At 55.6% G+C, this 14,375-nt stretch carries 19 protein-coding genes; 10 read left to right on the top strand and 9 right to left on the bottom strand.

Translation table 11 applies throughout. The annotated features are described in order from the left end of the window. Positions 1-104: 104 nt before the first annotated feature. The 3 genes from K3756_RS19485 to K3756_RS19475 are packed head-to-tail and all read right to left on the bottom strand — an operon-like array spanning position 105 to position 2,868. Positions 105-1,064 carry a GAF domain-containing protein gene (locus K3756_RS19485; RefSeq protein WP_409202451.1) on the bottom strand — a complete coding sequence of 320 codons (960 nt, stop codon included), beginning with the start codon at positions 1,062-1,064 and terminating at the stop codon, positions 105-107. Continuing rightward, complete coding sequence (locus K3756_RS19480) at positions 1,064-2,368, bottom strand: acyl-CoA dehydrogenase family protein (protein WP_259994422.1); 1,305 nt, start codon at positions 2,366-2,368, stop codon at positions 1,064-1,066. Before K3756_RS19480 ends, K3756_RS19485 begins: the two co-directional genes overlap by 1 nt. 50 nt (positions 2,369-2,418) lie before the next feature. Further along, on the bottom strand, positions 2,419-2,868 hold the full coding sequence (locus K3756_RS19475) for an Rrf2 family transcriptional regulator (protein ID WP_259994419.1): 450 nt from the start codon (positions 2,866-2,868) through the stop codon (positions 2,419-2,421). Positions 2,869-3,219: 351 nt separating this feature from the next. Here K3756_RS19475 and adh point away from each other — a divergent pair, with 351 nt between their 5' ends. The 4 genes from adh (at position 3,220) to K3756_RS19455 (ending at position 5,800) form a co-directional block, all read left to right on the top strand. Beyond that, positions 3,220-4,743, top strand: coding sequence for an aldehyde dehydrogenase (adh, locus tag K3756_RS19470; protein WP_259994417.1), 1,524 nt, complete (start codon positions 3,220-3,222; stop codon positions 4,741-4,743). A 71-nt stretch (positions 4,744-4,814) separates the two neighbouring features. Further along, a complete protein-coding gene (locus K3756_RS19465) occupies positions 4,815-5,234 on the top strand; it encodes a DUF779 domain-containing protein (protein WP_259994413.1) in 420 nt (139 codons plus the stop codon). Between the two features lie 107 nt (positions 5,235-5,341). Beyond that, positions 5,342-5,578 carry a hexameric tyrosine-coordinated heme protein gene (locus K3756_RS19460; RefSeq protein ID WP_259994410.1) on the top strand — a complete coding sequence of 79 codons (237 nt, stop codon included), beginning with the start codon at positions 5,342-5,344 and terminating at the stop codon, positions 5,576-5,578. Positions 5,579-5,620: 42 nt separating this feature from the next. Beyond that, complete coding sequence (locus K3756_RS19455) at positions 5,621-5,800, top strand: hypothetical protein (RefSeq protein ID WP_259994408.1); 180 nt, start codon at positions 5,621-5,623, stop codon at positions 5,798-5,800. A gap of 32 nt (positions 5,801-5,832) precedes the next feature. Here K3756_RS19455 and K3756_RS19450 read toward each other — a convergent pair whose 3' ends face one another. The 4 genes from K3756_RS19450 to K3756_RS19435 form a co-directional block, all read right to left on the bottom strand. Beyond that, positions 5,833-6,234, bottom strand: a complete 402-nt coding sequence (locus K3756_RS19450; protein WP_259994406.1) for a group III truncated hemoglobin — start codon at positions 6,232-6,234, stop codon at positions 5,833-5,835. Between the two features lie 43 nt (positions 6,235-6,277). After that, complete coding sequence (locus K3756_RS19445; RefSeq protein ID WP_259994403.1) at positions 6,278-7,255, bottom strand: LLM class oxidoreductase; 978 nt, start codon at positions 7,253-7,255, stop codon at positions 6,278-6,280. Between the two features lie 229 nt (positions 7,256-7,484). Next, positions 7,485-7,916 carry a RidA family protein gene (locus K3756_RS19440; protein WP_259994401.1) on the bottom strand — a complete coding sequence of 144 codons (432 nt, stop codon included), beginning with the start codon at positions 7,914-7,916 and terminating at the stop codon, positions 7,485-7,487. A gap of 3 nt (positions 7,917-7,919) precedes the next feature. Then, the gene (locus K3756_RS19435; RefSeq protein WP_259994397.1) at positions 7,920-8,942 is read right to left on the bottom strand and encodes a zinc-binding alcohol dehydrogenase family protein; all 1,023 of its coding nucleotides are present in this window, start codon (positions 8,940-8,942) and stop codon (positions 7,920-7,922) included. A 73-nt stretch (positions 8,943-9,015) separates the two neighbouring features. On the opposite strand from K3756_RS19435, the gene K3756_RS19430 reads away from it, so the two are divergent. After that, the gene (locus tag K3756_RS19430; RefSeq protein ID WP_259994395.1) at positions 9,016-9,462 is read left to right on the top strand and encodes a helix-turn-helix domain-containing protein; all 447 of its coding nucleotides are present in this window, start codon (positions 9,016-9,018) and stop codon (positions 9,460-9,462) included. 20 nt (positions 9,463-9,482) lie between these two features. Here the strand turns inward: K3756_RS19430 and K3756_RS19425 are convergent, their stop codons facing one another. Together K3756_RS19425 and K3756_RS19420 are read right to left on the bottom strand one after the other, a co-directional pair. Further along, complete coding sequence (locus K3756_RS19425) at positions 9,483-9,695, bottom strand: helix-turn-helix transcriptional regulator (protein ID WP_259994393.1); 213 nt, start codon at positions 9,693-9,695, stop codon at positions 9,483-9,485. Positions 9,696-9,891: 196 nt separating this feature from the next. After that, positions 9,892-10,212, bottom strand: coding sequence for a hypothetical protein (locus K3756_RS19420; protein WP_259994391.1), 321 nt, complete (start codon positions 10,210-10,212; stop codon positions 9,892-9,894). 142 nt (positions 10,213-10,354) lie between these two features. Between K3756_RS19420 and K3756_RS19415 the strand changes: the two genes are divergently transcribed. Genes K3756_RS19415 through K3756_RS19395 form a run of 5 tightly spaced genes read left to right on the top strand, consistent with a single transcriptional unit; the run spans position 10,355 to position 14,297 of the window. Further along, positions 10,355-10,711, top strand: a complete 357-nt coding sequence (locus K3756_RS19415) for a hypothetical protein (RefSeq protein ID WP_259994580.1) — start codon at positions 10,355-10,357, stop codon at positions 10,709-10,711. 43 nt (positions 10,712-10,754) lie between these two features. Beyond that, positions 10,755-11,369, top strand: a complete 615-nt coding sequence (locus tag K3756_RS19410; protein ID WP_259994389.1) for a lytic transglycosylase domain-containing protein — start codon at positions 10,755-10,757, stop codon at positions 11,367-11,369. Continuing rightward, entirely contained in the window at positions 11,366-11,653 is a 288-nt protein-coding gene (locus K3756_RS19405) for a TrbC/VirB2 family protein (RefSeq protein WP_259994387.1), read from the top strand. Before K3756_RS19410 ends, K3756_RS19405 begins: the two co-directional genes overlap by 4 nt. Before the next feature lie 12 nt (positions 11,654-11,665). Beyond that, positions 11,666-11,944: a type IV secretion system protein VirB3 gene (locus K3756_RS19400; protein ID WP_259994385.1), complete on the top strand. Its 279-nt coding sequence runs from the start codon at positions 11,666-11,668 to the stop codon at positions 11,942-11,944. Continuing rightward, entirely contained in the window at positions 11,934-14,297 is a 2,364-nt protein-coding gene (locus K3756_RS19395; protein ID WP_259994382.1) for a type IV secretion system protein B4, read from the top strand. The genes K3756_RS19400 and K3756_RS19395 overlap by 11 nt, the downstream gene beginning before the upstream one ends. Positions 14,298-14,375 lie beyond the last annotated feature (78 nt).

The raw sequence follows: 14,375 nt of genomic DNA, 5'->3' as shown, positions 1-14,375 counted from the left end.
ACCCAGGACGGCGATTCATCTATTATCGGAGACCGGCTAGGCGTAAGTCATTGCGCTGGAGCCACCAAAGTCTTCCACCTGTCTCAGTAGTGGGACAGGTCGGTTTACTTTTCGCCCAAACCGAGGCGATTCATCCGTCGATAGAACGTTGCGCGACCGATACCCAAAGCCCGCGCTGCAGCTGTCGTGTTACCGCCAGACCTGGCCAAAGCACGAAGAAGTGCTGCTCGCTCTGCCCTATCGAACCCGCGGAAACTGTCTTGTCGACCGAGCACATCAACGGCGGGACATGGTTTAAGATCACCGGTCAAATCAAAACCTAGATGATGGCGAGCAACTCGGGTTGCTCCAACGATTATGTCGTCCTGATCCAGTGCCAAGAGCCCGGCCATACTAGGTGATACCGCGTCTGCCACCACAATACGTGCACTTGGAAAACTTGCTCGAAAGATGTCGGCCTCTATTTGGGCGGCGGTTGTAGCGACTGCGTCTGAGATCAATCGGTTCGCTGTGGCCGTCTGATCAACACGGGCAGATGAAACGTCCAATGCTGCCGCTATGCAGCCATCTGAGCCAAAGATAGGCGCGTCAATACAACTCATCGTCGTATTACGCGGGTAGAAGTGTTCGTCGCGATGCACGGTTACCCGGCGTTCTTCCGCAAGGCATGTCCCGATACCATTTGTTCCTTCACTCGCTTCACTCCAAACAGCACCTGGCGAAAGGCCCCAGCTCCGAAAAACGAATTCGTCGGCGTCTCTGCACCTTTGATCCAGCACAACACCCTTGCGATCAGTGAGGAACACGCCGCAACCAGAACTGCCAACCAAGGAGAACAAGTGATCGAGGCGTCGCGCTGAAGCGGCAGAAAGCAATTCGTTTTCTGCTCGGATCATGTTCAAGTCGGTTCCGCCTAACCGGACCGGACCCCGGTTCGCAGAAGGATCAAGGCCATGAACAGTCATTGAACGGCGCCATGAAGCATGGAGGCGGGATGTCGCTGCGGCTGAGTTGGAACCGGAGACCGAAAAAACGCGCTCGATATGACTGGTAACCGCGTCCATTAGCTCGACCTGTTCCCCAAGCCGAAGCCTTCCATTGACTTTTTGAACTCAATGGGATCGCAGTCGGCGTAAATGTCATGTGTGTAGGCCACATCCGCCATTACACCCCAAACCTTGCGGCGCTGCATGGCCAAGTTCCCGGCATCATAGAGCGGGAATATCAACGCCTCCCGGTAATAGCGTTCCATCGGAAACTTCTTGTCGACGGCGTTTACGCCAACAACACGCATACAGTCGAACACGACCTGCTGCATAAGCTCTCCGCTAAACGTCTTGCTCATACCCCCAAGAGCCTGGCCTTCGCTATCGTACTTGTCCATGTAGTGTGCGGCCTTCCAACTCATGTATCGCGCAGCTTCGATCTTGCCTGCGATCTCTGCCAAGAGGTTGCCTACGCCCTGATGATTGATGATCGGGGTTGAACCGCCGCCCGTGAAGGTCTTGGACCAGTTAAGGGCAAACTCGAAGGCGGCGCGGGCCACTCCGACAGACGCTATGCTTGCGACAGGACCGGACCAAGTGAAGTTCCTGTTGATCAAGAGATCACCGTCGCCTTCGGCCAACAGGTTTTCGAGAGGAACACGCGCATTCTTGAACGTCATCGTGACGTTCTGGCAGGTTCGATGACCAACCTTGTCAATGACCTCATAAGTGATGCCTGCTGTGCCGCGATCCACAAGCAGAGCGCTAAGACCACCTTTGCCACCCTTGGTACGATCCGTCCTTACGACACATAGGTTCGTGTCCGCGCCCTTGAGGTCCCACCCTCCCGAGTTGCATGGCCAGTGCTTTTCGCCGTTCAGAACGTACTCTTCATTAGCTGCATCAAAGTCCGCGACAAGCTGAATACCTGCATTCGGGCTCGGATGGTCGAAATTTGCAGTTCCGCCCCTTTCGCTAACAACCCAACCGGCGAGATAATCCGACTTACCGCTCTTTGTCGCCTGGCCAATCCATCTCTCACATTGCGCCTCCGACCCATACCAGGTCAGTGGCATCAGGGCCAAACCGTTCACCAGCACAGTCGTCGCAAAACCGGGATCGACAGCGCACAACTCTTCGGCAGCTATCAGGAAATCGACATTCTTTAGACCGCCACCGCCGTATTTTTTTGGAAGAAAGCTCGTCGGCAGCCCAAGTTTGTGGGCGCTCTCGAACGCTGGTTTCATGGCCAAAAAAGCGTCTTGCGGATCCGGGCTTGCATCGCCCCGCTCTGCACAAGGCGCGACAACTTCGTGGGCGAACTCCCGCATGTCGTACTTCAATTTGCGCTGTTGGCTGGTCATTTCAAAATCGATCGCCATCACTCCTCCCCGAATGACACGTCAGACTGGCTGTGTTTTCTGGTGTGAGTTTATGCCTGAGCACGTCCTCCCACGATCTGAAGCGCGCCTCTCAGACCCGCTTGGTTTCGGGCAATGTCTTCCAGGCTCGCGTTGTCGAGCACTGCGAAATACGCATCCATTGCGTCAGAAAAGACGTTTCTGGCACCGCAGACCCCTGCAACGCGGCAGAAGCGAGCGTGGCCAAGGCATTCCACGATCGCCAGGTCGTCTTCCATAGCCCGGATTATCGCACCGATTGTGATCGTATCAGGATCACGGGTCAGTCGAACGCCGCCTCCCCGGCCACGTGATGTTTCGACAAACCCTGCGGTCACCATCCTTTGCACGACCTTTTCGAGATGGGCCCGTGAGATGTTGTGCGCCTTGGCGATCTGCGTTGTCGTGCCCCTTCGTCCAGGGACAGCTCTCAGAAAGAGCAAGACGCGAATGGCGTAGTCGGCATGGAAGGTGAGCTTCACGATTAAATCCGAGTATGAGATACTGATTAAAAGATCATACGGCCAGACAAATCTTTTGCACCAATTTTTAATATCTACATATCAACTGTTTACGTGATTTCATAGGAAAGTTTGCATAATATTTAATCAGAATCACACATGCTGCTTTCTCCTAGTGGTTCTTGTTGCTCAGCGCGTTTGGACGCCAGAGTTGCGTAAGCATCGAGCAAAAAAGCGGTCCATCTGTCCCGATGCTGAGACAGTTCACGCAAGTCTGTTCACTGCGTGCAATGACTTGCGGCGGCACCGAAGTGAAGATCCTTCCTACCAATGCGCCCAGGAAAAGGCGCTGGCCTTCAGGAGGAGACAATCATGAACGATATGACGCTTATTGATGCAGGCACGCATGTGTCACCATTTGCCAAACGCTATGACAATTTTATCGGCGGTGAGTTTAGGCCACCCAAGGCCGGCCGGTATTTTGAAAACATCAGCCCTGTTACGGGAATGGCGATCGGTGAGATCGCCCGCTCTGATAAGGATGATGTCGAAGCGGCGCTCGACGCTGCACATGCGGCCAAAGATGGATGGGCTCGCACCAGCACCACCGATCGCGCAAACGCGTTGATGAAGATCGCGCAAGTGATGGAAGACAACCTCGAATTGCTGGCCATCTGCGAATGCTGGGACAATGGGAAGGCTATCCGCGAGACGCGTGCCGCCGATCTGCCGCTTGCCATCGATCATTTTCGCTACTTTGCCGGAGCGATCCGCGCTCAGGAAGGCACGATGGGCGAAATTGATGATGATACAGTGGCCTATCACTTTCACGAGCCGCTCGGTGTCGTGGGCCAGATCATCCCTTGGAACTTCCCGCTGCTCATGGCGGCATGGAAACTGGCACCCGCCCTCGCGGCCGGAAACTGTGTTGTCCTGAAACCTGCAGAACAAACGCCGGCAACCATTCTGGTTTTCGCCGAACTGATCGGTGACTTGCTACCGCCAGGCGTGCTCAACATCGTGAGCGGTTTTGGTCTCGAAGCTGGAAAACCGCTGGCAAGTTCAGACAGGATTGCAAAGGTCGCGTTTACCGGCGAAACCACGACCGGGCGATTGATCATGCAATACGCCACCGAGAACATCATTCCGGTGACGTTGGAACTCGGCGGCAAGAGTCCAAACATCTTCTTCCCTGATGTGGTTCAGGAGGATGATGCCTTTTTCGACAAGGCGATTGAGGGGTTCGTGATGTTCGCGCTCAACCAAGGAGAGGTCTGCACTTGCCCCTCGCGCGCCCTCGTCCACGAAAGCATCTATGATCAGTTCATGGAGCGGGCCATAGCGAGGACAGAGGCCATTATCCAAGCCGATCCCCGGAACGGCGACACGATGATGGGTGCACAGTGCTCCTCGGAGCAGCAAGAGAAGATCCTCAGCTATTTCGATATCGGAAAACAGGAAGGCGCCGAAGTGCTGACTGGAGGCGAGGCCGCCAGCCTTCCCGGGGATTGTGCAGGCGGATACTATGTCAAGCCGACAATTCTGAAGGGCCACAACAAAATGCGGGTCTTTCAAGAAGAGATTTTCGGGCCCGTAGTTTCGGTGACGACCTTTAAGGATGAGGACGAGGCGCTCGAGATTGCCAACGATACGCTCTACGGACTTGGGGCAGGTGTATGGTCGCGCGAAGCCAATATCTGCTATCGCTTCGGCCGTGGCATCAAAGCGGGCCGGGTCTGGACTAACTGCTACCACCTCTACCCAGCGCATGCAGCATTCGGTGGTTACAAGCAATCCGGCATCGGTCGCGAGAACCACAAGATGATGCTGAACCACTACCAACAGACCAAGAACATGCTGGTCAGCTACAACCCGAACAAACTCGGGTTCTTCTAATACCGGTCATGCAAAAAAGGCGCGGAGTCAGTTTGACTCCGCGCATCCTAAGGTCTCAAGGAGCAGATTTCATGCAAAACTCCCGAATTTCATGCGTCTCTGACGAGGGTCCGATTTCGGCCGATGGGCAGTTGGCCAGAGTTGTGGCAACTGACGCCGCCCGGGCTCTGATCGCGGATATCAAATCAGATCACGGTGACATCCTCTTCCACCAGTCGGGCGGGTGTTGTGACGGCTCTTCTCCGATGTGCTACCCGAAGGACGACTTTCTTATCGGGCAAACCGATGTGAAGCTCGGAGAAGTCGAAAAAGCCGAAGTTTGGATATCGGGACCGCAATTCGAAGTCTGGAAACATACTCAATTGATCCTGGACGTCGTGCCAGGGCGCGGAGGTATGTTCAGCCTGGACAACGGACGAGAACGCCGCTTTCTCGCAAGATCTCGTCTTTTTACGCCAGAAGAACTGGATGCGCTCGACAGTAAAGAGTGACCGTGATCCGGTCGCTCTTCGCCAAATATCCCGACACAACACATGATGCTTCAGTCGCGCTCGTCAAACCAAGTGCGCCTCACGCCATTGCAGAAAAGGACTAACGAATGACATGGTTGCCCACGCTCAAAACCGACACGCCAGAAGATGGCTTTCAACTCGCGGTCAAATTGTCCCGCATGGCCGTGAAAGTCACCCAGCCCGATGCAGATACTCGCGAACGTCTTCGTTCAGATTATGCCGAGAGCGCCGACAGCCTGACACTTGCGTCCCATGTGGTAGCAACGAATTTTCAAACGGTTGCAGCTGCGAATGAGTACTGGCGCCCAAAAAACCCGGACTAGGTTTCACGCCGAATAGTAATTTAAGCCAGTGGATAAACAATCATGAAAAAGAACACGAGATTCAGTGTCGCCAACTTAGTTCTTTGGCCCGGCACAAAGTTTTGCGAGCGTTTGGGCATTGACCCAGAAGCAGATGCCGGTCTCATTCGCTGGATGATCAATACACTGGTCTATCTGATCGTCGCTCTTGTAATTGCGTGGATCATTGTGGCGAACAGCTAGTTCGCAAATTACTCTTGGTGGCGGATGCCTATTCATAGTTGCGGGGGATCGCCCTGGTCGGAAGTCTGTTGAAGTTGCAGCCCGTATACAAGACCCTGTCCAATGCGATGAGCCAGACGTGACCAAGCCGAAGACATCGAATTCGACAACTCCTCATCCAGTACCTCATCGAAGAGGTCGAGCCACATTTTGAAGTGTTCCGGCCGCACATTGCCAGCGGAGGCGTGAACCTTCATCGGATTGCCCGAATACTTGCGCTCCTTTAATATTGCGTTAGCCCAGAACCGAGCAATTTTCTCCTCATGAGCAGGCCAATCCGCGACGTGCACGTCAAACACCGGTCCAAGTTCACTATGGGTACGTACTCTCGAATAGAACGTTGTGACAATCCGTTCGATATCACCGCGGGCAAGTTGTACTTCATCGTTTTGCATGGCTAAGTCTCTCTTTCGTCCAACCACAAGTCAGAGCGCGCAGTCAAATCAGTTGCGGGATTACAAAAGCACCCAATTCTTCGACGACATCCGCTGCAGGTCGTTCCCCATATTTTAAGTTCAACAGCACGTGAGACACACCGATGCTGCGCAACTCATTCAAATGCCCTAGCAAGTAGTTTCGACCCGATCTGAATCCGAGGTGGATGGATGTTGGCGGAGAATTCGGATCTTCCGACAGATCGATATATAGCGACTGGGCAAATGGTTTCTCAACTCCATCTGCCTTCCGGAGCGCCGTTTGCCAAGCATGAACGACTTGTTTCTGTTCTGTTATGGGTCTGGGGTACATAACCCATGCGCGGGAGTGTTGCGCGATCCACCCAAGATCCTGCTGTGCGCCACCTACAACCAACAGGGGCAATTCGGGCTGTGCCGGCTTGGGAAGCAAATCCGATGTGCCACTCATCGTCCCGAAAAATTCACTATGGAAGGAAGGAAACGACCCACCTAGAACGTCCCGAATGATTTTAAAACTTTCCTGAAAGGCTTCGCCGCGTGTTTCGATATCCTGACGGAAGGCGGGATACTCCTGGGCTCGGTCCCCACTTGCCACTCCCAGCAAAATCCGACCTTTCGACAATTGGTCAAGGGAGGCCGCCATCTTTGCGGTGTGAAGTGGATGTCGCAATGGCAGGATACTGGCTGCAGTTCCCAAAGTGATTCTCGACGTGTGCGCTGCCATCCAAGCCATATAGACGAACGGATCATACACTTGGCCCATGTCGCCAAAACTCGGCACTCTAAGTGGAACATCGCGAAACCAGAGTGCGGTAAAACCCAGCGCTTCTGCCCGCTGAGCGAGAATTTCTTGACCGATCATCATTGGCATATCGCCAGCATAGCTTTCGATTGGAAACAAGAGCCCCAAGGTCAGCCTGTCTCGAACAAATGGTAAATCCAAAGCCGATTGCGATATTCGGGTTGCGTGTGAAGGCGCGCCTTCTGAAACTCTCAGCATGGGACACTGATCGAAGCAAGATTTGCGCCTCTTTCCCTAGGATTGGCTGGGCAGACCAGAAAATCACCCGTAAGAGGTGGTTCGTGCGTTTCCCGGGCTCTAGCCACACCTCCGGTCACTATAGCGTCCACGATCTCAGTTATCTTTCTGTCGCTTTGAATCTGTTCGCTCAACATTGGACGTTCCCCTACAAATCTAGATCAATTCCGGGACGAAAACGCACAATCAGTTAGGCGGTAAAGGTGACGCAAAGTTCGATTGGCGCGTTCAATGGCAGCCGTGGCACGGCAAACGCAGTTCGAGCGTGGTTGCCGCTCTCCCCAAGAACTTCCGTGAATAAATGCGAGGCCACATCCAGAATACCAGGCTGGTCAAAGAAATCATCGCTGCTCGCGATATAGCCATCAAGCCGCAGCAGCCCCTCGAAGTTTGTGAATGAACACGTCACGGTCGCAATTTGAGCAAGCACGTTTAGGGCCGCAATCCTGCAAGCCTGACGACCCTGTTCAACGCTCAGGTCTTTTCCGACCTGACCGTTGAACACCAGCTTACCATCCGAAATTGGAAATTGACCCGAAACAAAACCGAATCCGCTCCGAACTATCACCGGTGCATACTTTCCCGCAGGGGGAGGTGGTTCGGGGAGGTTAATGCCATTCATGGGTCAACTCACTTCAAACACGATATTGCCGACTGCGTCTCCCGCCGCCAGCCGGATATGGGCGGCTTCTGCCTCATCCAGCGAATACGTCCGGTCGAGAGTTGGCTTGACTGTTCCGGTTTGGACCTGTCCCAGCCCCCATTCAAGGTCGTCTACACCACCCATTAGCGTTCCCGCGATCCGCCTCTGCGGAAAGAAGACGCTTCGTACAGGAAGGACGGATTCAAGCCCCAGTACGTTCCCCATGAGAACAGTCAAACCCAAAGGGCGGCTCATCTCGACTGATCGTGCCAAACTTTCGCCACCCAGATTGTCGATCACGACATCTACTCCACCGCCGGACCATTCTCGTACGGTGTTCAGCGTGTCCTCTTTCATGTTGACGACGAGGTCTGCGCCAAGCCCTGTGACAAAAGCACGTTTTTCCTCCGACCGGACGGTCGCCGCAACTTTTGCGCCAAGTGCTTTGGCAACTTGAACCATAAAGGACCCAGTCCCCGATGCGCCTGCTTGAACAAGAACGGTGTCGTTCTTCTTGACACCGCCAACGACCTTGACTGCACGCACAGCGGTAACCAGAGCCATTGGCAGAGTTGCCAAATCGACTGCAGATATTCCTTCGGGCGCCTTCAGTGTCCAGCGGGCTGGGACAGTCATGTATTCGGCATAAGTACCATTTTCTGCTAACCCTCGGATTGCATATGATGGAGATACCGCTAGGACATCGGCGCCGTCATCTGTTGGGTTTGTCGGGTAACCAGGCATCGGAATAACGCGTTCACCTACAGAGAAGCCTGTCACATCGTTGCCTGCGTCTTCTACGACACCAACCGCATCCGACCCAAGGATATGGGGAAACGTGAGATCGGGGTTGACGCCGCCCTCTCTGATGTAATGATCAAGCCGGTTGATCCCTGCCGCTTCTATACGGACCAGAAGTTCGTGGGCTTTTGGAACTGGGCGCGAGACATTGGTTGTTTGAAACACTGATGGTGTTCCAAACCCTGTTATGACTGCAGCTTTCATATCGACTTTCCTTTGCTCTCAGAATGAGATCGAGTTACTCTTTGAGATCTGGTCTACAAACGAGAGGGAAACGATGGAAGACGGCACTAATTCAGAACCAAGTTCCCAAAAAGTAACCTTTAGAAGGTGGCCAGAAGATTTTCTCGATGGCTCGTACAAGGGTGATTACGATCCCGAAATCTGCCCGGTACGCCATGTTTTGAAAGACATCGGTGACAAATGGACGATCCTCATTCTGGCGGGCCTAAAATCGGGTCGAAAACGGTTTTCTGAAATTAAGCGTCTTGTCCCAGATGTGTCGCAACGAATGCTCACACAAACGCTTCGGAAATTAGAGCGCGACGGATTCGCAACCCGCGATGTCACGCCTATAATTCCGCCTCGGGTTGATTATGAGTTGACCGATCTTGGGCGATCTCTGGTTGAGCAGTTGGTGCCACTCGCGACATGGGCGGATGAGAATCGCTTGGTCATTCTTCAAGCTCGAGAAAATTATGATAAAACGACGAATTCGGGGTAGGCCACGCACGATGCGCAACCTCACAGCGAATTTGGAACCCGAACCTTGGTCTCTCGCTGGAACTCCTCGAAACTTGAGTTCAGTATGCGCAGTAAAACCAAGAACTCGATGACGTCGAGCCGCCGCTCACAGGTCTCGTATTTCCCGACGAACGAAGGCGGCTTCGCCAACCGCTTTGCGAGATCTGCTTGAGACAGTCCTGCTCGAGCCCGAAGCTCGATCAGAAATCGCACAACGTCCCTATAAGCCTCTGTATGAAGTGTTCCTGCCAACTGCCCTGTCCGCCCTCTCGACAGGACCAGCTACTCCCGATATAGGATTAACCCCAAAATGGGAGTATCGTCGGAATCAGAGCGCGATGGCGTTGGTGCTTAACCCGACCAGTGATGGTGTGCTTCAAAGAGAAGATAGGACATTATGAGCAGGACTCTACTCCGCAGTAGCTGCCAAGAACCTACCATACTCTTGGCTGACTTCGCGCGCCTCCTCAAAAGCGCGCGCACGCTCGTCGTCCAGGCAACGAAAGTAATTCTGGATATCGCCAATGTAGCTCTCGAAGTCCAACCGAATGATGTCCGCGTATTCCCGTGCCGCTTGGGGGTCGCTCGGAACGAATGGACGCTGAGGGGCAAGGCAGGTTTCAGCTGCAGCATGGCTGCCAAAAAACAACGACAAAGCTATAGCCTGGCACCCTGGCAGGCAGCACAACCGGAGGTTCTTTGGCCCCCATAAAACCTTGATAGAATCCATGGCGCGTGCCTAATGGGTGCGCGACCAGAGTACAGCCGCAACGACAAAATAATATCTTGCGGTCATTTATATAGCATCGTAGGCTTGGGCATCAACTCCTGATACCCTGGTCTTCGCCTTTAGGGAGAATATGATCCGGGTGATGGACCTAGAACAAGAAGCACCGAATGTGGTCACTGAACCCAGATTCCGCGATCTGGTCGCCGAAGGCTATCGCGTGGAAGTTGTCTGCAAGGAAGCAGCCTACAAGAAGGGCCCCAACTGGCACGGGGTCTGGATTATGCGCGCAGTTAGCGATGAAGGGCTCGAGAAGCTCTTGGTCACCGCGCGCACACGCACATCTCGGAACGACATCAAGATCCGCGAGATCAAAACGGTCACAGGCGTTATCTCCTTCCTGCAAGGGATCGGCTTCTCCCATGTCGACATCCCGCTCGAGGAAGGTAAGCGGACGGAGCTCAAGCTCTCGAGCGAAGAATTGGCTGCAAGCCGGACTTAACGCCCTTCTCTTCTCATGTCTGGTTTCTCCTGCAGCGGCACAGATGGTGCTGGTGATGGAGGAGGACGGATCCCTTCGTCCGTCACAGGCGCAAGAGCGTTTTGCACGCAACTACAATGACGGAATTGGTCAAGGTTCTGCCGAGACCGGTCTGATCATCTTCGGAGAAGACGTGGCGGACGGCGAAGAGGTTCGCGTTGCTGCCGTGGCACCGAGAGCGATCGCTCCCCGCCCCGAAATCCTCGCCGCCATTGAAGACACAGGACTGCGCTATGCTGGTCATCCGGGGCTGCGCGCTGCGGATATCTCGGTTACCGATTGGCTGAACCTCTATCGGGCCAATATCGAGATAGAGAGTGCTTATGATCCAAGCGCAGTCTCCTCTGCCGGGGCGATTGGCTTGGGACAACTCATGCCCGCAACGGCAACCGAGCTTGGCGTAGACCCCAACGATTGGCCACAAAACCTCGATGGTTCCGCGCGCTACCTCGCACTGTTGCTCATGGAGTTCGGCGACGTGCGCCTCGCCTTAGCCGCCTACAATGCTGGCCCCGACGCCGTACGGCGATACGACGGCCTCCCTCCTTTTCCCGAAACCCAAAACCACGTCCGGCGTGTGCTGGCCGTCTTCAACCGGCTGGAAGGAGCGACCCCATGAAGCCGACGCATTTCCTTATCTTATTTGTCTCTCTCTTCGCACTCGCGGCTGAGCCCGCGCTTGCCCAAAGTATCGATCTCTCCCCGATCCAAAGTCTGTTGCAGGGTATCGTGGATGCCCTCACCGGCCCGCTTGGCGTCGTGATCGCGACCCTCGCCGTGCTTGGCGTCTTCCTGAGCTGGTTCTTCAACATCATCGATCTGCGGCAAGCCCTGTGGGTGCTGGTGGGTATCGCAGGCGTTGCCGCCGCACCCACAATCGTCGCCGCTGTCTTTGGCGCCTGAGGGAGACCCGGCATGGCTGAACGATCCCCACTGTTTCTCGGCCTCGTCCGCCCGCCGAAGCTCCTCGGGCTGCCGATTATGTATGCCATGGTCTGGCTCTTCGGGTCGGTGCTGCTCTTCGTGTGGATCCAGCACATCGCCGTGCTCGGCGTCGCAGCCATCCTCTATCCGGTGCTTTGGAAAGCCGCCGATTGGGACCCGCGCTTCATCGACGTGATGATGACAGCGCTGCAGGAAACGCCCCCGACGCGGAATCGCAGCATTCACCGAGGCGACAGCTATGCCCCGTGACGATACGTTGGATGAACGCACGCTCATGCCGGACTGGTATGTCCGCGAGAAACACCTCGCGCATATGCTGCCCTATGTCAGCCTGGTCGATGAGCACACGGTACGCACGCGGGTCAACGAGCTCTTCCAGTGTGTTCGTCTCAGCGGCGTGAACAGCTACACGACTGATGATGCCTATCTCGACAAGGTGACCGCGCTTTTCGCCCGGATCATAGCGCAGCTTGGGCCCGAGTTCAGCTACTACGTTCACAAAGTCTCGAAAGCGATCACTCCGGACCTCCTCCCCGTCCCAGGTGATCACTTCGCGGCGGCGGTTGATAAGAGATGGCGCGAGAAGCTTGGGCAGTCCGGCCTGCGCGACAAGACGCTCACACTCACAATCATCCATCGACCGCCGCCGAAAAGCTTTCTGGGCTTTATCAATCGGAGCGATCCAGAGCGGTTCAAGGCCGAGACGCGGAAGCGGGTCCGTCGGCTGAAGGAAGCTGTCGGCGTATTCGCCTCTGGACTGGCGGACCTAAAACCACGGCTGTTATCCGCACAATCGGGCGAGTTGGTCGGGTTTCTCGGTGCTCTGAACACCGGTCAGGAACGGCCTCTCTACCCGGCGAACCGATACGGCTTCCTCGCCACCAACGTCGCCAATACCCGCGTCACTTTCTTCGATGAGCATTTCGAGCTGACCGAAGGCGTGGTGGGACACCGCTACGGCAAAAGCTTCACCATCGGCGAATATTCCGAGGCCACCACCTGCACGATGTTCGACATGTTGAACCTGCCGGTGGACATGATCGTCACGCACTCCTTCACGCCGATCAATTCCAACCTGATGGCGGGCCGGATCAAGCGGCAGAAGCGCCAGATGCAGGCCTCCCAAGATGCCGCGCTGTCGCTCCTCGAAGCCCTCGACATCGCGCACGACGATCTTGAAGCAAAACGCCAGAGCTTTGGCGAGCACCACATGGTCGTGACCGTGTTTTGCGACACGCTCGACGAATTGCAGACCCTCGGGGCCGAGATCGTCAATGCCGCCGCAGCCGAGGGCGTGAAGATGATCGGCGAGCGCATGGCCGCCAAGACCCACTACTTCAGTCAGCATCCGGGCAACCAGCCCAAACGCGTGCGGGCCAGTGCTGTGACCAACCGCAACTTCGCGGATTTCGCGCCCCTGCATCGCACGCAGCTCGGCAAAGACAAACACCAGCTTCCTTGGGGCGAGGAGATAACACTCTTCCCGACGCCCGAGCAAAGTGCATACCGGTTCTCCTATCACGAGCAAGGTTCCCCAGACAAAGAGCCGACCGGGGGCCATACGCTGATCCTCGGCCGCCCTGGGTCCGGCAAATCCGTCCTCTCGGCTTTTCTGATGACCCAAGCCCGTCGGGTCGGAGCGCGCATCTTTGTCTTCGACTACCGGCTCGGCATGGAGATGGCCGTGCGCGCCAATGGCGGGCGCTATGCGTCTGTGAAAGCCGGACAAGCAACCGGTCTCAACCCGCTCTGGACCGAGACTGATGATCGCGGCATGGCGTGGCTCTCGGACTGGCTGGCATCCCTGCTCTATCGCTCTGACAAACCCCTGACACCCGCCCAGAACAACCGCATCCAGGAGGTGGTGCGCCAGAATGCGGGCGCGGCCAATCCGCAGCTGCGCAACTGGAAGGACTTCGCCTCCCTCTTCGTCTCCACCGACGACGATGGCGATCTGCACCAGCGACTGCTCGAATGGACCGAAGACGGTCGCTACGGCTGGATCTTCGGGCAAAGCCTCGAAGACACCTTTTCACTCGAGGGCGATGTGGTGGGCTTCGATCTCACGGGCATCCTGGACTCAGAATCCGAAAAAGAACGCATGGCGGTTCTGAGCTACCTCTTCCGCCGGGTAGAGCGCGAAATCGAGGATCGCCGCCCGACGATCATCGTCATCGACGAGGCCTGGAAGGCACTCGACAACGCGTATTTTGCCGAACGCCTCTCCAACTGGCTGGTGACGGCGCGAAAGCAGAACACCGTCGCTGTCATGATGACCCAATACGCAAGCCAGCTTGAACGGACGCGAACGGGCAAGACCATCGTCGAAGCCGTTCCCACCCAGATCCTGCTGCCAAACATCCGCGCCCATGCCTCGGATTACGCGATGCTGAACCTCTTCGAGAAAGAGCTTGATGTTCTGCTGAACACCGGCAGCGACAGCCGTCTGGCCCTGATCCGCGACGACACCGGCTCGGTTGTCGTCGACGCCGATCTCTCAGCCCTCGGTCCCTTTCTCACAATGCTCGGCGGGATGGAAAAAGGCGAGGCGCTTGTCGGCACCGACTACCGTGACCGTCCCGAATTCTGGAGGCTTTCATGATCCGAACTTTCGTCTTGTTTGCTCTAGTGGGGTTGTTAACCGCCTGTGCGCAATATCGTGAGCCCACGGTCAACTGCT

The organism is Sulfitobacter sp. S190 (assembly GCF_025141935.1).
Taxonomy (GTDB): Bacteria; Pseudomonadota; Alphaproteobacteria; order Rhodobacterales; family Rhodobacteraceae; genus Sulfitobacter.
The sequence above is the reverse complement of the archived record's forward strand: the minus strand, read 5'-3'. Positions and strand labels throughout refer to the sequence as shown.

Excerpts from the sequence above, each read along its gene's own strand:
- K3756_RS19450 (WP_259994406.1), bottom strand. The coding sequence starts at position 6,234 with ATGCAAAACGATGAAGTACAACTTGCCCGCGGTGATATCGAACGGATT.
- adh (WP_259994417.1), top strand. The coding sequence starts at position 3,220 with ATGAACGATATGACGCTTATTGATGCAGGCACGCATGTGTCACCATTT.
- K3756_RS19485 (WP_409202451.1), bottom strand. The coding sequence starts at position 1,064 with ATGGACGCGGTTACCAGTCATATCGAGCGCGTTTTTTCGGTCTCCGGT.
- K3756_RS19430 (WP_259994395.1), top strand. The coding sequence starts at position 9,016 with ATGGAAGACGGCACTAATTCAGAACCAAGTTCCCAAAAAGTAACCTTT.
- K3756_RS19465 (WP_259994413.1), top strand. The coding sequence starts at position 4,815 with ATGCAAAACTCCCGAATTTCATGCGTCTCTGACGAGGGTCCGATTTCG.
- K3756_RS19480 (WP_259994422.1), bottom strand. The coding sequence starts at position 2,368 with ATGGCGATCGATTTTGAAATGACCAGCCAACAGCGCAAATTGAAGTAC.
- K3756_RS19410 (WP_259994389.1), top strand. The coding sequence starts at position 10,755 with ATGGTGCTGGTGATGGAGGAGGACGGATCCCTTCGTCCGTCACAGGCG.
- K3756_RS19455 (WP_259994408.1), top strand. The coding sequence starts at position 5,621 with ATGAAAAAGAACACGAGATTCAGTGTCGCCAACTTAGTTCTTTGGCCC.
- K3756_RS19395 (WP_259994382.1), top strand. The coding sequence starts at position 11,934 with ATGCCCCGTGACGATACGTTGGATGAACGCACGCTCATGCCGGACTGG.
- K3756_RS19405 (WP_259994387.1), top strand. The coding sequence starts at position 11,366 with ATGAAGCCGACGCATTTCCTTATCTTATTTGTCTCTCTCTTCGCACTC.
- K3756_RS19420 (WP_259994391.1), bottom strand. The coding sequence starts at position 10,212 with ATGGATTCTATCAAGGTTTTATGGGGGCCAAAGAACCTCCGGTTGTGC.
- K3756_RS19400 (WP_259994385.1), top strand. The coding sequence starts at position 11,666 with ATGGCTGAACGATCCCCACTGTTTCTCGGCCTCGTCCGCCCGCCGAAG.
- K3756_RS19415 (WP_259994580.1), top strand. The coding sequence starts at position 10,355 with ATGGACCTAGAACAAGAAGCACCGAATGTGGTCACTGAACCCAGATTC.
- K3756_RS19435 (WP_259994397.1), bottom strand. The coding sequence starts at position 8,942 with ATGAAAGCTGCAGTCATAACAGGGTTTGGAACACCATCAGTGTTTCAA.
- K3756_RS19440 (WP_259994401.1), bottom strand. The coding sequence starts at position 7,916 with ATGAATGGCATTAACCTCCCCGAACCACCTCCCCCTGCGGGAAAGTAT.
- K3756_RS19460 (WP_259994410.1), top strand. The coding sequence starts at position 5,342 with ATGACATGGTTGCCCACGCTCAAAACCGACACGCCAGAAGATGGCTTT.
- K3756_RS19445 (WP_259994403.1), bottom strand. The coding sequence starts at position 7,255 with ATGCTGAGAGTTTCAGAAGGCGCGCCTTCACACGCAACCCGAATATCG.